Below are 16092 nucleotides of genomic sequence, written 5' to 3'. Positions count from 1 at the left end.
GAGCCGGGGTGGCGGGATGACTAGTTATGTGAAACCCCGGAAACCTTCGTCCCCGACTCTTGGGAGTCAGGAGCCCGGTTCCCGGGGCCAGAAATTTACTGATCTTTACTAGTGACTCGCTGAAGTCCGCAATCCGAGCGCGTCGTCGAGTTCGTCCAAGGTCAGCCGCCGTTCACTGACTGCCACGGCGGTGAGCACCTCGGCGTAGAGCGCAATCTCGTCCAACGCGACACGGTCGTGGACCCGAGAGTCCAGGTCGTTGTGCCCCACCGCGTCGTCCTTTCCTTCCGCAGCCCACACCCTCTTCGAGGTTACGGCGAAGACCCTTGAGGCGACATGGCCCATCGGGGTCATTCCTTTCCGTGTCGCGGGCCCCCAGGAGGATCATTTCCCCAAGCAGAGATCACAATTCAGCGAATTTCCTGTTCGCTCAAGTGTCAGAACGATATAGGCGGAGTTAGGGTGAAATATCGGTATTAGTGCTTTAGGTGTGGCCTGTGTGGCGATCGTCGCGTTCGTGAATGATCTTACGCACGAGTGCCGCCTGCCCCGCCAGCCCTCGCTCCGGCACCCTGGCCCCCGTCAACCCGCCCCACGCCAGCCCCACGGCGTACGCGGCCCCGAGCACCGCCGCCGTGCTCCCGCGGTCGGGTGGCGCGATCTCCAGCACCGGCGCGGGCGCGGTCGACACCCCGCCGGGCCGCCCCTGCACGGGGAAGCCGTCGGGCTCGGTCCGCTCCCTGGCCGAGGTGCCGGTGAGCCCGGCCTGCCGCAGCGCCTCGTACGCCCTTCTGAGCCGGTGGTCCAGCAGCGCGGGCAGCACGCCCCTGGAGTCGGACAGATCGGCGAGGAGCACGGCCGCGGCCGCCGGCGGCTCGGGCGCGAAGCGCAGCGCGTCCACGAGGTCGTAGACCGCGTGCGAGAAGTGCGCCGCCGGGTCGCTCTCCGCGAACGTCGCCCGGCACAGCCGCGCCGGGCAGCGCCGCAGCCATGCCTGGCGCAGGGTCTCCTCGTCCACGTGGGCGTCGTCGATCCCCGAATGGCGTAGCATGGGCTCGACCATCGTGAGCAGGGCGAGCGCCCTGGGCCTGAACCGGGTGTCGGAGAGCAGGATCTGGGCCGTGTCCGCCATCACGGCCGCCAGCCTGAGCGCCGCCCTCGGCTTTCCCGCCCGCAGCCGCTCGGCCACGAGCGTGGCGAGGTCGAGCAGCGGCGGCGCGGGCAGCCAGCGCACCCACTCGTCACCGGGCAGCGGACGGCGCAGATATTCGCCGAACACCGTGATCAGCCGCTCGTTGCCGTCGAACGCCGGCGCGTACGCGCACCACATGATGGTGCCCCAGACGGCGGCGACGGTGCTCGGCACGTCGGAGGCGAAGATGTCGTCGAAGGCCGTCAGCGGGTAGTCGAGCTCCGACCTGAGCCCGCTCGCCCGCAGCAGCACCCTCACCCGTTCCGTGAGGCTCTCGGCCACGTCGGGGCCGATGAACGCCTGGGTCGAGCCCGGCTCGGCGTGGAAGTCGGAGCCCCTGGGGATCACCTCGTCGGGCAGCACCGCCGCGGGATGGTGCACCTGGCGCGCCCGCGTGCCCCGCGGCGGCGGCGCCAGGAGCCAGCGGCCGTCGGCGGGGTCGTGCAGGTGCCAGCGGGCGTGGGCGCCGAAGAGCCACCTGTCGCCGTCGGGGGTCACGAGGATCCTGGTGGCCAGGACGTGGGCGCGGTCGGGTGGAGAAAGGGCCTGCCAGCGCGGGTCTGCGACCATGGCCCGGATCTCCGCCTCCGCGGAGGTGAACACATCCCAAGGTCGCACGGCCGTCATCGTACTTGCCGTACCCGGATCATCCATCGGCTTTTCACGGCAGAATGTTCCACTATGAGGGCGAAGGTAGCAGGCGTGCTGGTGGTCGTAAGCGTGCTCTCCGGCTGCGGCACGGGCACGGCGGCGCCACCGTCGCCGACCGGGCCCGGCGTGCTCACACTGGAGAACGCCACGCCGCCGGCGAAGGGCGGCGAGGTGGGCGAGGCCACGACGGAGTTCGGCGACGCCGCCGACCTGTCGATGTGGACCAAGCTGAGCGAGACCGAGAAGGACATCGACCGGATCGCCAAGCTCGACGTCGACAAGACCGCCAAGGGCGCACTCTACATGGAGCCCAAGACCTCGGCCTGGTTCGACGGCTTCCGCGGCCCCTTCGTCTATCAGGAGCTGGCCGGCGACATCGTCATGCACGCCCGGGTCAAGGTCGAGGGCAAGGACGACGACCAGCCGAAGCGGAAGTTCTCGCTCGGCGGCCTGATGGCCCGCCAGCCCGGCTCGTACGCCAAGCCCAACTGGGTCTCGATCACCACCGGGACCATCGAGAAGCCCGGCCAGGTCGAGGTGAAGTACACCAAGGACGGCAGCTCCAAGCCGCAGGAGCTGGCTGTCAAGGACGGCTGGGTGGAGCTCGTGCTGGCCCGGGTGGGCCGCGTCTTCGTCGCTCTCTACAAGGAGGAGAAGGGCACGTGGAAGGTGGGGCAGCGCTGGCCGTCCACCCTCCCCGACGTGCTGCAGTGGGGCATCACCGGCTACACCGACTGGGACAGCTACAGCACGCTGAAGAAGGACGCCGACAAGGGCAACGCCAAGCAGATCGCGGGCCAGCCCGACCTCAAGCTGACCGTCGACTATGTGCGTTTCCTGCGGCCGGAGCTGCCCGACTACGCCGACCCGCTCAACAACGCGTCGGTGACGGACGAGGTGCTGATCAAAGCGATGACGCCCGCCGGTGCCTGAGTGCCTTGGCCGCGTAGTTGTCCGGCGTGCGGGCGAAGGAGTCGCGGTCGCCGTCGGTGAGCTCGCGCACGATGTTCCCGGGCACGCCGGCGACCAGCACGCCCGACGGGATCTTCTTGCCGGGCCCGACGAGCGCTCCCGCGGCCACCAGGGTGCCCGCCCCGACGCGGGCGCCGCCCAGCACGATCGCGCCGATGCCGATCAGCGCGCCCGACTCGATGTGGGCGCCGTGGACCATGGCCTTGTGGCCCAGGCTGACCCGGTCTTCGAGGATCGCCGGCTCACCCGGGTCGGCGTGCAGGCAGCACAGATCCTGTACGTTGCACTTTTCGCCGATCTCGATCCGCTCGTCGTCCCCTCGGAGAACGGAGCCGTACCAGATGCTGGACGCCCGGCCCACCCGCACGCTGCCGACCACCACGGCGCCAGGCGCGATGTACGCCTCGGGATGAATGTCCGGAGCTGCCCCGTTGTCCAACGCTGCTATGTACATCCGTCACATCGTAATTCCTGCTCCGGGTATGGCGTTCCGGTTGCGGACGTGGGCAGATGGCAGGAAAGTCGTTTCCTGACGTCTCGTCGTCAGACCCTCACAACCCGCAGTTTTCCCCCGCCTCACGCAAACCACCCTTAGGTAACCCCCATGACAAATCAGCACGAGAGCCTCCCCGATCTGATGCAAGAGGACACCTTCGAAGTCGTGATGCGCGGTTACAACCGCCGTCAGGTCCACGACTACATGATCCGCGTCCGCAACCAGATACGTGATCTTGAAGAGCGGCTGGCGCGAGCGATCGATCAGGCCGAGCAGGGCCGTATCGAGCTGGCGGAGGCCAGGCGGCGCATGGTCGAGACGCCGCAGAGTTATGAGGACCTCAGCCCTCGCCTTGCGCAGATCCTGCGGCTCGGCGAGGAGGAGGCCGCGGCGAAGCGTGAAGACGCCGAGGCCGAGGCCGCCAGCGTGCGAGACACGGCCAAGACGGAGGCCGAGCGCCTGGTGACGACGTCCCGCGAGACGGCGGACAAGATCCTCTCCTCAGCCCAGGCGGAGGCCGAGCGCCGGGTGAACGAGGCCACGCAGTCGGCGGAGCGGATGCTGGCCCAGGCGGGCGCCGACGCGGAGGAACAACTCACGGCGGCCCGCACCGAGGCGGAAGAGGCGCTCAAGGAGGCCAAGGCCGAGTCGGAGCGGGTGCTCGCGGCGGCCCAGGCGCAGTCGGAGCAGAAGCTGCAGAAGGCCAACGCGAAGGCCGAGCAGCTGGTGACGAGCGCGCGCGACGAGGCCGAGTCGATGCTGGAGTCGGCCAGGCAGCGCACCGCCACGCTGGACGAGCAGGCGGGCCGCCGGGTCGAATATCTGACCAACACGCACACCGAGGTCGTGCGGCGGCTGACCGAGGTCAGCACCGTGCTCGGCGACCTCATGCGCAGCGAGTCGGGCGCCGGGCCGCTGATCCCCGACGCCGCCATGCAGCCCGCGCCGTCGGCGCCGCCGCAGGCTGAGACACCCGCGCCGCCGCAGGGCGAGGCCACCGCGCCGTCGCAGGGCGAGACGCCCGCGCCCGCGCCTGCCGCGCCGCAGGAGGACGTGCGGGTCATCGTCGACGAGGACGACTCGGACAAGACCCGGAAGGTCAAGGTCTCCGACGACACCGAGGTCAACGTCATCCGCCTCTCCGAGGCGAACAAGTAGGTCCTTCCCCTGCCGGGACGGGAGGACGACGGTGCGGAGCGGAAGCCCCCGCCCCCGATAGGGTCGGAGGCTTCCGCGCTCGTGGCCCCTCCATGCGTGGTGGCCCGGTGCCGGGGCCGCCGAGACGCTGGACCCGGCACCGGGCTGCTCGTGTGCCGCCGGCCGCTGCCGGCCGGCGTCAGGGAGGTGCGGGGCCGGCCCGCCACGAGTGCCGCTCGCCGGCCCTTCTCTCCTGGTCCCGGAGCTGGTCGCGCAGGCCGTCCGGGTCGTCCGCGTCGATGGTCATCGCGCATCCGGCCTCGCGCTGCGCCGCGCTGATCGGATGGTGTCTCGTGGCCCACCAGCGGCCCGCATCGCTCCGCCAGATGGTCCAGTGAGGGAACTCCCGGGCTATTTCCGCAAGATGCCGATCAAAGGACATCTCCGTCCACCTTCCCGGGCCCCCAGGCGAGGTTCCATCTCCTTAGAAGATGCGCCACCTCTCTAGAGAATTCAATGATCGCGACGGTCAGGTCAACCTTCCCGCTTGACAGATCGCCTTGACCTAGGCGTCGAAGTCGTACTGGAGTACATACGCGGCGGAGTCCAGCACCATCTCGTTGACCTCGACGGGCAGCCCTCCCGACGTGTACGCGGTCCGCGCGATCACGATCACGGGCGTGCCTCCGGGCAGCTCCAGCAGGGCGCTCTCGCGCGGTGCCGGCATGCGGGCGCGCACCTCCTCGGTGAAGTGGGCCGGTGGCACGCCGAGGTCGCCCAGCCTGGCGTAGGCCCCGCCGGGACCGGTGTCGGGGAGGGTGATCGCGCTGCCCTCCACCAGGTGGGCGGGGAAGAAGGAGGTGGACAGCTGCACGGGTCTGGCGTCGACGGAGTAGCGCCGCCTGCGCACCCAGACCTCCCGGCTGTCGAGAACCCCCGCAACCTCGTCGGACGCCCGTTCCAGCACCACCTCCACCCGGTCGACCTCGAAGGGACGGCCGCGCGCGTCGGCGTCCCAGATGGCCCGTCCCTGACCCCACTGCTCGCGTGACAGGCGGCGTGAGCCGTGCCTGCGGATCGGTTTGAACAGCCGCACGTAAACCCCCGAACCTCGTTTGGGCACTGCCAACCCTTCATTGATCAGTACGGCAAGCGCTTGCCTGGCGGTTGCCCGTGCGATTGCGTGTTCGGCCATCAGCGCGTTCTCGCCCGGTAGGCGGTCCCCGTCGCGCAGTTCGCCGGACAGGATCCGGGCGCGGATGCCGTCGGCGATGCGGCGATAGATAGGGGGCTCGTGGGGTACCGGGGATTCAGACACGTATGATCACCCTCTGTCACCAACCAGGTAGTGGCGTCTCCAGAGAACTTGCCCCGTCTTGTCCACGATCGCACAGATGCAAAGGTTGGTCGCGGGCTTCTTTTGAGCGGATCGTGCCTGTGTGGTGAATTCCGCGCTGTTTTAGCGGACCGTTACCGCGGTACGGTCACGCCCGGTATCCGATCGGCCCACCAGCGGCGAGTAACCAAAGCGAAGATCACAGCGCCCGCCGTGTTGAGAATCACGTCGTCCACAGAGGAGAAACGGCCCAGCCGCAGGGCGTACTGGAGCACCTCGACCAGGACCGAAAAGGCCGCCGCGACGGCCGCAACGCGGACGGTCGAGGACATCGCCCGGCTGCGCACCGGCAGCAGCGCGCCGAGCGCCGCGAACACCAGGAGGTTGCCCCCGACCTGGACCGACACCGCCTCCCACGGCGCTGCGGCCAGGTCGGCGAGGTCGGTGAACGGAACGAGACCGACACCTGTCCGGCCGGTGGACGGGGTGAGGATCATCCAGATCCACGGCGTGGTCCCGACCACGATGCCGACGTCGGCGATCGAGGTGCGCAGGGCCGCGGGACGCCCGGCGCGGGTGCGGTGCCGGGACAGGAGCAAGATTGCTAGCAAGGCCAGGGGGAGCGCAAACGTACCAGCAATAATGACTGGTCCCCACAATTCCCACGTCCGCGCCATCCGACCATGATGGCGAGTGATCAAGGGTTACCGGAAGATGTCCATCCGGACAGGGTCAGCCACCAGACCGCGATCTATACAGGGAGATAGAGGAGAGTGTTGTGCTGACCCATTTCATCGGTGGCCTGCCGGTGGCCGCGGGCCATCCGTTCCCCGTCCATGATCCGGTGACGGGCGCCGTGGTGCGGCAGGCGCACGAGGCCGACCCCGAGGTGGTCGACCGGGCGGTCCGGGCGGCCAGGGAGGCGGCGCGCGACTGGGCGGCGATGCCCGTCGGCGAGCGCGCCGGGTGGATGCGCCGCCTGGCCGAGGGCATCGAGTCACGCTTCGACGACCTGGTGGCGGCCGAGATCGCCGACACGGGCAAGCCGTTCGACCAGACCGGCACGCTCGACATCCCGCGCGGCATCGCGCACTTCCGCGCCTTCGCCGAGATCGCCGCCCAGCGCCCCGACGACGCCTACCACCTGCCCGGCGTGCTCAGCTACACCGTGCGCAGGCCGCTCGGGGTCGTCGCGGTGATCGTCCCGTGGAACCTGCCGTTCCTGCTGATGACCTGGAAGCTGGCCCCGGCGCTCGTCGCGGGCAACACGGTGGTGGTCAAGCCCTCGGAGAGCACGCCGGGCTCGGCCGCGGTGTTCGCCGAGATCTGCGCGGAAGCCGGGCTGCCCCCGGGGGTGGTCAACATCATCTTCGGGTACGGCGCCTCGGGCCAGCTCCTGGTCGAGCACCCCGACGTCGACGGCGTGACGTTCACCGGCTCGACGAGGACGGCCAGCACGATCATGAGAATGGTGGCCGACCGGGTCAAGCCGATCTCGTTCGAGCTGGGGGGCAAGAACGCCGGGCTCGTCTTCGACGACTGCGATCTCGACCGGGCGGTCGACGGCGCCGTGCAGTCGGTCTTCACCAACGGCGGCCAGGTCTGCCTGTGCACCGAGCGACTCTACGTGCAGCGCTCGATCTTCGAGGAGTTCTGTGCCCGGCTGGCGAGCCGGGCCCAGGAGGTCGAGCCGCAGCCGATGATCTCGCTGGAGCACCGCGAGAAGGTGCTCTCCTACTACGCCCTGGCCCGCTCGGAGGGGGCCAAGGTGCTCACCGGGGGCGGCGTCCCCGCCTTCAACGACCACCGCGATTCCGGATATTTCGTGGAACCAACGGTGGTGACAGGCTTATCGGAATGGTCGAGGTTCAATAGGGAAGAGATCTTCGGGCCGGTCTGCCACGTCGCGCCCTTCGACAGCGAGACAGAGGCGATCGACCTGGCCAACAACAGCGACTACGGCCTGGCGGCCACGCTCTGGACCACCGGGCTCGACCGGGCCCACCGGGTGGCGCAGCGCCTGGAGGCCGGGCTCGTCTGGGTCAACACCTGGTATCTGCGCGACCTGCGGACCCCGTTCGGCGGCATGAAGCTGTCGGGCATCGGCAGGGAGGGCGGCCTACAGTCGCTGGACTTCTACTCTGAACCCACCACTGTCACCATCAAACTGGAGCAACCCGATGCATGACGAATGGTCCCAGGCCGTGGACGCGCGAACCCAGGCCGCCGACCGCCTGCTGGAAGCCGCGCGTACGGGCAAGCCGTGCCCGCCCGTCAGGGACCTGGTCAGCACACCCGCGGACGGCTACGCCGTACAGGAGATCAACACCCGGCGGGCGATCGGCGAGGGGCGGCGGCCGACCGGCAGGAAGGTCGGCGTCACCAACAGGGCGCTGCAGCAGCGCCTCGGCATCGACCAGCCCGACTTCGGCACGCTCTTCGCGGACACGTCCTACGGCGACGGGCAGCCCATCCCCGTGGACAGGTTCCTGCAGCCGCGTGCCGAGGCCGAGGTCGCGCTGGTGCTCGGCCGTGACCTGAGCGGCGGGCCGTTCACGGTGGCCGACGTGATCAGGGCGGTGGATTTCGTGCTGCCCGCGATCGAGATCGCCGACTCGCGCATCGCCGACTGGGACATCACGCTGGCCGACACGGTCGCCGACAACGCCTCCGCGGGGGCGTACGTGCTGGGCGGCACGCCCGTGCCGCTGACAGGGCTCGACCTGCGCTCGGCCGCGATGACGATGACCCGGGGCGGCGAGGAGGTCTCGACCGGCTCCGGCGCCGAGTGCCTGGGCCACCCGCTCAACGCCGCCGTCTGGCTGGCCACCCGGCTGGGCCGCACCGAACACGCGCTGCGCGCCGGCGACGTCGTGCTGACCGGCGCGCTCGGCCCCGTGGTGCCCGTCGAGGCGGGCGACGAGTTCGAGGCCCGCATCGACGGGCTCGGCTCCGTACGCGCGGTGTTCCCGGCGTGAGCGCGCGCGGCCTCGCCGTCACCCGCGAGCGGTGCCTCGCCCTCGACGCGGACGACCCGCTGCGGCGCTTCAAGGACGAGTTCGTGCTGCCGGAGGGCGTCGTCTACCTCGTCGGCAACTCGCTGGGCGCGCTGCCCCGGCGTGCCGTCGAGCGGGTGCGCCGGGCGGTCGAGGACGAGTGGGGCGGGCAACTCGTCGGCGGCTGGAACCACGCCGGGTGGTTCGGGCAGCCGCTGGCGGCCGGCGACCGGCTCGCCCCGCTGATCGGCGCCGGCCCCGGGCAGGTCGTGGTGGGCAACACCACCTCCATCGCGGTCTTCCAGGCGGTGGCGGCGGCGCTGCGGTTGCGCCCCGGCCGCCGGGTGATCGTCTCCGACGTACGGAACTTCCCCACCGACCACTACATGGTGCAGGGGCTGGCCGGCCTGCTCGGCGGCTACGAGGTGCGCGACGTCGCGGAGGGGCGCTTCGACGACGCGGCCGTGGTGCTGATGGCGGAGGTCGACTACGCCACCGGCGCCCGCCACGACGTGCCCGCGATCACCGCCGAGGTGCAGGCGGCGGGAGCGCTCATGGTCTGGGACGTGTGCCACAGCGTGGGCGCGATGGAGGTGGACGTCTCGGCGGCCGACTTCGCGCTCGGGTGCACGTACAAGTATCTGAACGCCGGGCCCGGCGCGCCCGCCTTCCTCTACGTCAACCCGCGCCACCACGCCGCCGCCGAGAACGTGTTGTCCGGCTGGAACGGCCACGCCGAGCCGTTCGCGTTCGAGCCCGGCTACCGGCCGGCCGAGGGCGTCAGGCGGTTCGCGGTGGGCACCCCGCACGTGTTGTCGTTCGCCGCGCTCGACGCCGCGCTCGACATGTGGGAGGAGGTGCCGATGGCGCAGGTGCGGGCCAAGAGCATGGCGCTGACCTCGCTCTTCGTCGACCTCGTCGGCGACGCGCTGGAGCTCGCCTCGCCGGCGGACGCCGCCGCGCGCGGCAGCCAGGTGAGCTTCCGCCACCCCGACGGCTATCCGGTGATGCGGGCGCTGATCGACCGCGGCGTGCACGGCGACTTCCGCGCGCCCGACATCCTCAGGTTCGGCTTCGCGCCGCTCTACGTCGGCTACGCCGACGTCCACGACGCCGCCGCCACCCTGCTGGAGGTGCTGGACAAGGAGCTGTGGCGGGACGAGAGGCATGCCAGGCGGCTGGCCGTCACCTAGTCTCGTCCAGCAGCTTGACCGCGCGTTTGGGGGCGATCGCGCGGTAGCTCTCCTCCACCCAGTCGAGCAGCACCTCGGTCTCGGGCAGCTCCGACAGGAACGGCACGGTCACCCACCCCGCCTTGCCGAGCCCGTAGCCGCTGGGCCGCGCCCCCTCGACGGTCAGCGCGTGGCCGTGCGCCTCCGACAGCAGCTTCACGCCGAACGTCGGGTCCCACTTCTCGGTCTGCTCCTCCAGACCGAGGAAGAGGAACACCTTCTTGTTCACCTTGACCACCGTCTCGCCCCACGGGTGGGCTTCGTGGCTCTCGGGCAGCCCGAGGGCGAACGCGCGCAACTCCTCGCGTACGTCGTGCCAGTCGCTCATGCCCGCACGTTACCCCGGAACTCGTCGAGCTTGTGTTCGATTCGCTCGCGGATCAGATCGCGGGCCTCCATCCGCGGCACGCCCGACATCAGCAGGCTGTCGTAGTCGGTGTCGAGATGCCGGACGGAGGCGATCACGGCGAGCGTGATGGCGTTCTCGTCGAGCGCCCTGGCCGCCGCCGACCTGCCCACCCGGCCGCTGCCGCGCTGGCCCGCGTGCTCGGCGATCTCCCGCGCCCGCGGCCCGGGGCAGCCGGGGAACAACCGGGCGATCTCGGCCGCCATTCTGGTCTGGAACTCGACGTCCTGCTCCGCCCTGCGTACGCGGTCGCGCTCCCTGCGGCGCAGCCGCACCTCCTCGTCGGCCAGGCAGCGCTCCTCGGCGGCGGCCAGCGCGGCCTCCTCCACCAGCAGGCCCATGCGCTGGTAGACCTTGCGCCGCCGGTTGTACCGGACGACCACCGCGGACAAGCCGCTCTCCTTCTTGGCCCGCCGGCTGAGCGCCGCGTCGCCCGCCGGCAGGAATGTCAGGTGGTCGAGGTCCGCGCAGGTCAGGCAGTGCGGCCGGTCGTCCTCCATGATCAGGTAGGGGCCGGTGTCGCCGCAGGCCGCGCACGTCCAGGCGTCGAGCGGGGCCACCGCCACCAGGTCGGGCGGCTTGCTCTGCGCCTCGGTGAGCCGCCGCACCCGGGCCTCGCTGAGATCGGGCGAGAGCCAGTGCACGCGGAACGCCTCCTGCCCGCCCCCCGACGTGAAGCGCAGCTCGCGGCGGTCGCGGGTGCCGGCCACGTAGGGCGTGTCGACCGGCCGCAACCCCTTGGCCAGGGCCCACTCCCGCAGCAGGGCGGCTGCGCTGAGCAGGCGGTCCTCGCCGACGTCGGACAGCTCGGCCAGCGTGGCCGCCCTGCCCTGCCGCCAGACGTCGACGTGCCTGGTGTGCAACCAGCGCAGGCCCGTCACCACGTCGATGAACGTCACGTATTTCCTGGCGGTCAGCGCGATCTCGGCCGCGTCGGCGACCCTGCGCGCCAGCTTCGGCCTGCTCGTCCCATCGGTTCGACTCACGCACCCCAGTGTCCCGCGCCCTTTGTCGTGAGATGGCGAGAGCAGCGGCATTCCTTTTCGCCATAGCGGCAAGTAACTCCTTCGGACCTGGCCCTGGAGGAGAATCGTGCGTCTGATCTGGCCCGCCCTGTTCATGCTGGCCGCCTCGTGCGGCGCGGCTGAGGAGGGCACGCAGCCCGTCGTCTCGGGCGCGTTCGGCAGCAAACCGGTCGTCGCCATCCCCAAGGGAAACCCGGGCCACACGCCGCGCATCGCGGTGCTGTCCGTGGGCAGCGGCCGTCGTACGGTCCCCGGTGACGTGGTGCTCGCCGACGTCGACATCCGGCGCTGGTCCGGCAACCAGCCCTACCTCAGCACCCATGACGGGCACCAGCCCACGACGGTGGTCTTCGACGGCAGGCAGGTGTCGGAGACGTGGCGGCAGTCGCTCATCGGCCGTCCGGCGGGCAGCAGGGTCATGCTGATCAGCCCGGCGGCGGACGCTCTCGGCCCTCAGGTGCCGCTGACCGGCCTGGCCCCGGCGGACACGCTGGTGCTGGTCTTCGACATCCTGGGCGGCTACCCGCCCGACGCCCGGCTCGTCGGGCGTCCCCTGCCGGTCGTTCCCGCCGACCTGACGCCGGCCGCGCAGCCGCGCGTCCTCATCGACGGCTCGGGGCCGCAGGTCGTGCCCGGCTCGAAGATCGTGGTCCAGTACGTGGCCGCCGCCTGGCCGTCACGCACGGTCGTGGACTCGTCCTACCGGAGGGGCGGGCCCAGCGCGTTCACGCTGAGGGAGGGCTCCGTGCCCGCGGGCTGGACGGCCGCCCTGGACGGCCTGCGCGTCGGCAGCCGGGTGGCCGTGCCCTCCCCGGGGCCCGCGCCCATGCTCTACGTCGTCGACGTCCTCGACACGATCGCGCAGGCGTAGGCCGGGCGGCGCGCCACCACCCGGCCCGGTCCTGGTCGCCGCTCTAGTCGCAGTGCTCCCAGGGGCTGTCGTACGAGGTGCCGCCGGCCGAGCCGCCCCACTTGACGCAGGTGCTGGGCGCGGACGCGGTCACCGGTCCCGCGTAGTAGGAGAAGTTGCCCGAGTCGGTCTTCCTCGCGCTGCCCTGCACCTCCAGGTAGGCGCTGGTCGCGGTGGCGGTGCCGAGCGACTTCGCCTTCAGCGTGACGACGCAGTTGCTGCGGTTGCCGCTGTTGTAGAGCAGGTAGACGGTGCCGTTGCTCCCGAGCGCGGCCGAGTCGATCACGTTGAAGCCCGTGCCGCAGACCTCCTGCGGGCTGTACGGGTTGCTGGAGCCGCCGCAGTTCCTGGAGGTCAGCGTCTGCTGGGGGTAGCCGAAGGTCGTCCCGTTGAAAACGGCCCGCTGGATGTTGGACGGATAGCTGCTTCCCTGACGTACCTCGTAGTGGAGGTGAGGGCTGATGTTGTTGCCCGGCTTGCTGGTGTTGCCCACCGTGCCGATCTTCTGGCCCTGCGAGACGGACTGTCCCTGGCTGACCGAGCGCACGTTCAGGTGGGCGTAGTACGTGGACCAGCCCGACCCGTGGTCGATCTTGACCAGGTTGCCGAAGCCGTTTGTCGAGCCCTGGTGTGCCGAGATCACCACGGTGCCGGCCGCGGCGGCCACCACGGTGTCGCCGAGGTCGGCGTTCGCGGTGCTGCCGCGGTTGAAGTCGATCTCGTACGACCTGTGCGCGCTGCTGGCGCTGGAGTTGCCCGTCCAGGACTGGCCGCAGGGGAACGGCAGCTGGAAGTTGGTCGCGAGGATCTGCGCCTGCTCCGACTCCGGCGCCGGGTCGGCCGCGGCGGTCGTCGTCGTGCCGAGGCTGAATAAGAGTGCGACGCCCGCGACCATTGCTCCGCTGAGCTTCATGGGGTGATCCTTTCCCGTGGGATCTCTGAGACAAGGGTCTGCATAAGCCGCACATAAAACGTCCAAAACAAATACAAAAGCTGTCAGGCCTCTGTAGAGGAGCTGATGCGGATGTCGATCACTTTCCACGTGCTCGGGCCGCTCGAAGTCCGGTCCGCCGGACGTCCCGTACGGATCTCCGGCAGGAAACCCCGGCTGCTGCTGGCCACGCTGCTACTGGACGCGGGCCAGATGGTCGGCGCCGACCAGCTCGTCGAGGTGCTCTGGCCGCATCGCCCGCCGCGTTCCGCGCAGGCCAACGTGCGCACGTATGTGAGCGTTCTCAGGTCGGAGCTGGGCCAGGGGCACTTGCGCGCCGACGGCTCCGGCTACGCGATCGACGTGGCCGACGGCGCGCTCGACCTGCTGCTCTTCGAGGACCTGGTGGACCGGGGCGAGTACGCGGAGGCTCTCGCGCTCTGGCGCGGCGCGCCGCTGTGCGACCTGCCGGGCAGCCCGGTCTGGGACCGCCGTCTCGAACTCCTCCATCAGGGACGCCTGCACGCCGCGGAAGCCCTGATCGACCGGCGGGTCGAGCAGGGCGACCACGACGGCGCGATCTCCGGGCTGCGCGGGCTGCTGGCCGAGCACCCCTACCGGGAGGACCTGTGGGGGCGCCTGGTGCTGACCCTCCACAGGGGCGGCAGGAAGGCTGAGGCCCTGCGCGCCTACGCCACGGTCAGGGGCAGGCTCGTGGACGAGCTCGGCGTCGAGCCGGGTGCGGAGCTGCGCGGGGCGTACGAACTGATCCTGGCGGACGACGCGCTGCCCGCCGTCCCCCGGCAGCTTCCGCCTGATCTGCCCGACTTCACCGGCAGGGCCGGCGCCCTGGCCGAGCTCGCGGAGCCGTTCTCCGTCGCGGTGATCTCGGGGCCGCCCGGCGCGGGCAAGTCGGCGCTGGCCGTGCACGCCGCGCACGCGCTGTGCGCGTCCTTCCCCGACGGGCAGCTCTACCTGGAACTGGACGGCAGGGAGCCCGGCGACCTGCTGGCCGAGGCGCTCAGAGCGCTCGGAATGGAGGCGGCGCCGCCCACGGTGCGCGAGCGCTCGGCGCTGTTCAGGTCGCTGCTGGCCGAGCGGCCGATGCTGGTGGTGCTGGACGACGCCCGCGACGCCGGCCAGGTGCGGCCGCTGCTGCCCGGCAACGGCAGCGCGGTCATCGTCACCAGCAGGCGCCGGATCACCGAGCTGCCGGGCGCGTTACGGATCCAGCTCGGCCGGCTCGGCCCGCGGGAGGCGCTGTCCCTGCTCGGCAGCATCGTGGGGGAGGACCGCGTGGCCCGCGAGCGGGAGGCCGCGCAGGCGATCGTGGCCGCGTGCGGGCGGCTGCCACTGGCGGTCAGGAACGCCGGCGCGCGGCTGGCCGGCCGGCCCGGATGGTCGCTGGCGGTGCTCAGGCAGCGACTGGAGGACGACTGCCTCGGCGAGCTGGGAGACGTGCGGGCCACCCTGGACCACGGATACGCGCGCCTGCCCGACGAGGCCGCCCGCATCCTCGGCACGCTCGGCAGGCTCGGCGCGTCCGCCCAGCCGGGGTGGGTGATCGACGCCGCGCTGGGCAGGCACGGCGCGCACGACGTCACCGACCTGCTGGTGGACGTCAACCTGCTCGACCTGGTCGGCACCGATCCGGTCGGCCAGCCGCGCTACCGGGTGCCCGACCTCATCGGCCGGCACGCGCTCGAACGCGGCCCCGCGCTGTCCGGCGGGGCGGGAGAACGGGACGGGCTCGACGCCGTGGCCAGGGTGCTGGCCGCGTGGACGGCGACCACCGAGCACGCCATGGCGCGGCTGCCGACCACCGTGTTCAGCCTCACCGCTGCCAGGGCGCCGCGCTGGCGGCTGCCCGAGCGCACGCTCGAACGGCTGACCGCCGACCCGGTCACCTGGTTCGAGGCCGAGCACGAGGCGCTGGCGGGCGCGGTGGACGTGGCGGCCGGGCTGGGGCTGGCCGAGTCGGCGTGGGGGCTGGCCGCGGCCATGGTGCCCTGCCTCGACCTGCGCTGCGACCTCGGCACCTGGCGGCGTACCCACGCCTCGGCGCTGGCCGCCGCCCGCGCCGCCGGCGACACGTACGGTGAGGCCGCCATGCTGAGAGGGCTGGCCCAGGTCAGCCTCTACCAGGACCGGTACGAGGAATCCGCGGAGGGCTTCACCCGATCTCTCCACATATTTCATGACTTAGGCGACAGTCGGGCGGAAGCCACCTCCATCTGTGGCCTCGGCGCGGTGAGCCAGTTCCGCGGCAGGTACGCCCGCTCCCTCGGACACTTCCGGCACGCCCTGGCCATCTTCCTGGCCACCGGCGACAAACAGGGCGAAGCGTACGCCCGCCAGGCCATCGGCCGGGTCTGCCTCAAGTCCGGGGACCTGGCGCAGGCGTCGCAATCCCTGGTTCAGGCCATGCGGCTGGCCCAGGAACTCGGGGACGCCCACCGGGAAGGCTGCGTGTGCGTCCAGATGGGGCACCTGCACCACGCGATGTCGTTCCACCGGCACGCGCTGGAGATCTTCGAGTCGCTGGGGGACCGGCACTGCGGGGCGTACGCGCTGCAGAGCCTGGCCGGGCTCCAGGCCGAACGCGGGGACCTGGCGCGGGCCTCCACCGGGCTCGAACGCTCGCTGGAGATCTTCCAGGAGCTCGGCGACCGCAGCGGGGAGGCCTCGACCACCGAGCTGCTCGGGGAGCTGCACCGTTCGGCCGGGCGTACCGGGCTGGCGCTCGACTACCTCCGGCACGCCAGGGCGCTCCGCCGCGACCTGCCCGCCTGAGCCGGGTCGCTCAGC

16 protein-coding genes are annotated in these 16092 nt (G+C 71.0%); 7 read left to right on the top strand and 9 right to left on the bottom strand.

Translation table 11 applies throughout. The features are described 5' to 3' along the window. Positions 1-108 precede the first annotated feature (108 nt). Both ABGB14_RS34185 and ABGB14_RS34180 read right to left on the bottom strand, forming a co-directional pair. Positions 109-345: a hypothetical protein gene (locus ABGB14_RS34185; protein ID WP_347647980.1), complete on the bottom strand. Its 237-nt coding sequence runs from the start codon at positions 343-345 to the stop codon at positions 109-111. 139 nt (positions 346-484) lie between these two features. Beyond that, the gene (locus tag ABGB14_RS34180) at positions 485-1819 is read right to left on the bottom strand and encodes a hypothetical protein (protein WP_347647979.1); all 1335 of its coding nucleotides are present in this window, start codon (positions 1817-1819) and stop codon (positions 485-487) included. Between the two features lie 75 nt (positions 1820-1894). Here ABGB14_RS34180 and ABGB14_RS34175 point away from each other — a divergent pair, with 75 nt between their 5' ends. Continuing rightward, a complete protein-coding gene (locus ABGB14_RS34175) occupies positions 1895-2776 on the top strand; it encodes a hypothetical protein (protein ID WP_347647978.1) in 882 nt (293 codons plus the stop codon). On the opposite strand, the gene ABGB14_RS34170 is transcribed toward ABGB14_RS34175, so the two are convergent. Beyond that, entirely contained in the window at positions 2748-3269 is a 522-nt protein-coding gene (locus ABGB14_RS34170; RefSeq protein ID WP_347647977.1) for a gamma carbonic anhydrase family protein, read from the bottom strand. The genes ABGB14_RS34175 and ABGB14_RS34170 overlap by 29 nt on opposite strands. Before the next feature lie 150 nt (positions 3270-3419). Here ABGB14_RS34170 and ABGB14_RS34165 point away from each other — a divergent pair, with 150 nt between their 5' ends. Further along, on the top strand, positions 3420-4469 hold the full coding sequence (locus ABGB14_RS34165) for a hypothetical protein (protein WP_347647976.1): 1050 nt from the start codon (positions 3420-3422) through the stop codon (positions 4467-4469). A 178-nt stretch (positions 4470-4647) separates the two neighbouring features. Here the strand turns inward: ABGB14_RS34165 and ABGB14_RS34160 are convergent, their stop codons facing one another. From ABGB14_RS34160 to ABGB14_RS34150, 3 genes are all read right to left on the bottom strand, one after another. Continuing rightward, a complete protein-coding gene (locus tag ABGB14_RS34160) occupies positions 4648-4890 on the bottom strand; it encodes a hypothetical protein (RefSeq protein ID WP_347647975.1) in 243 nt (80 codons plus the stop codon). A gap of 123 nt (positions 4891-5013) precedes the next feature. After that, positions 5014-5766 (bottom strand): GntR family transcriptional regulator, encoded by a 753-nt coding sequence (locus tag ABGB14_RS34155; RefSeq protein ID WP_347647974.1) that lies wholly within the window; start codon positions 5764-5766, stop codon positions 5014-5016. A 152-nt stretch (positions 5767-5918) separates the two neighbouring features. Further along, on the bottom strand, positions 5919-6383 hold the full coding sequence (locus ABGB14_RS34150; protein WP_347647973.1) for a VanZ family protein: 465 nt from the start codon (positions 6381-6383) through the stop codon (positions 5919-5921). A gap of 179 nt (positions 6384-6562) precedes the next feature. Here ABGB14_RS34150 and ABGB14_RS34145 point away from each other — a divergent pair, with 179 nt between their 5' ends. The 3 genes from ABGB14_RS34145 to kynU are packed head-to-tail and all read left to right on the top strand — an operon-like array spanning position 6563 to position 9973. Continuing rightward, positions 6563-7972, top strand: a complete 1410-nt coding sequence (locus ABGB14_RS34145; protein ID WP_347647972.1) for an aldehyde dehydrogenase family protein — start codon at positions 6563-6565, stop codon at positions 7970-7972. Beyond that, positions 7965-8762: a fumarylacetoacetate hydrolase family protein gene (locus tag ABGB14_RS34140; protein WP_347647971.1), complete on the top strand. Its 798-nt coding sequence runs from the start codon at positions 7965-7967 to the stop codon at positions 8760-8762. Before ABGB14_RS34145 ends, ABGB14_RS34140 begins: the two co-directional genes overlap by 8 nt. Next, positions 8759-9973 carry a kynureninase gene (gene kynU, locus ABGB14_RS34135; RefSeq protein WP_347647970.1) on the top strand — a complete coding sequence of 405 codons (1215 nt, stop codon included), beginning with the start codon at positions 8759-8761 and terminating at the stop codon, positions 9971-9973. The genes ABGB14_RS34140 and kynU overlap by 4 nt, the downstream gene beginning before the upstream one ends. Here kynU and ABGB14_RS34130 read toward each other — a convergent pair. Next, positions 9966-10340: an MmcQ/YjbR family DNA-binding protein gene (locus ABGB14_RS34130; RefSeq protein WP_347647969.1), complete on the bottom strand. Its 375-nt coding sequence runs from the start codon at positions 10338-10340 to the stop codon at positions 9966-9968. The two genes, kynU and ABGB14_RS34130, sit on opposite strands and share 8 nt — an antisense overlap. Beyond that, a complete protein-coding gene (locus tag ABGB14_RS34125) occupies positions 10337-11404 on the bottom strand; it encodes a DUF2293 domain-containing protein (RefSeq protein WP_347647968.1) in 1068 nt (355 codons plus the stop codon). Before ABGB14_RS34125 ends, ABGB14_RS34130 begins: the two co-directional genes overlap by 4 nt. Before the next feature lie 106 nt (positions 11405-11510). Between ABGB14_RS34125 and ABGB14_RS34120 the strand changes: the two genes are divergently transcribed. Continuing rightward, positions 11511-12314: an FKBP-type peptidyl-prolyl cis-trans isomerase gene (locus tag ABGB14_RS34120; RefSeq protein WP_347647967.1), complete on the top strand. Its 804-nt coding sequence runs from the start codon at positions 11511-11513 to the stop codon at positions 12312-12314. 43 nt (positions 12315-12357) lie between these two features. Here ABGB14_RS34120 and ABGB14_RS34115 read toward each other — a convergent pair whose 3' ends face one another. Then, positions 12358-13266 (bottom strand): M23 family metallopeptidase, encoded by a 909-nt coding sequence (locus ABGB14_RS34115; protein ID WP_347647966.1) that lies wholly within the window; start codon positions 13264-13266, stop codon positions 12358-12360. Between the two features lie 111 nt (positions 13267-13377). Here ABGB14_RS34115 and ABGB14_RS34110 point away from each other — a divergent pair, with 111 nt between their 5' ends. After that, on the top strand, positions 13378-16077 hold the full coding sequence (locus ABGB14_RS34110; protein WP_347647965.1) for a BTAD domain-containing putative transcriptional regulator: 2700 nt from the start codon (positions 13378-13380) through the stop codon (positions 16075-16077). Positions 16078-16092 lie beyond the last annotated feature (15 nt).

The organism is Nonomuraea sp. B10E15 (assembly GCF_039871615.1).
GTDB lineage: Bacteria > Actinomycetota > Actinomycetes > Streptosporangiales > Streptosporangiaceae > Nonomuraea.
Note: the sequence above shows the minus strand (reverse complement) of the source record. Positions and strands in the feature narration are given on the sequence as shown.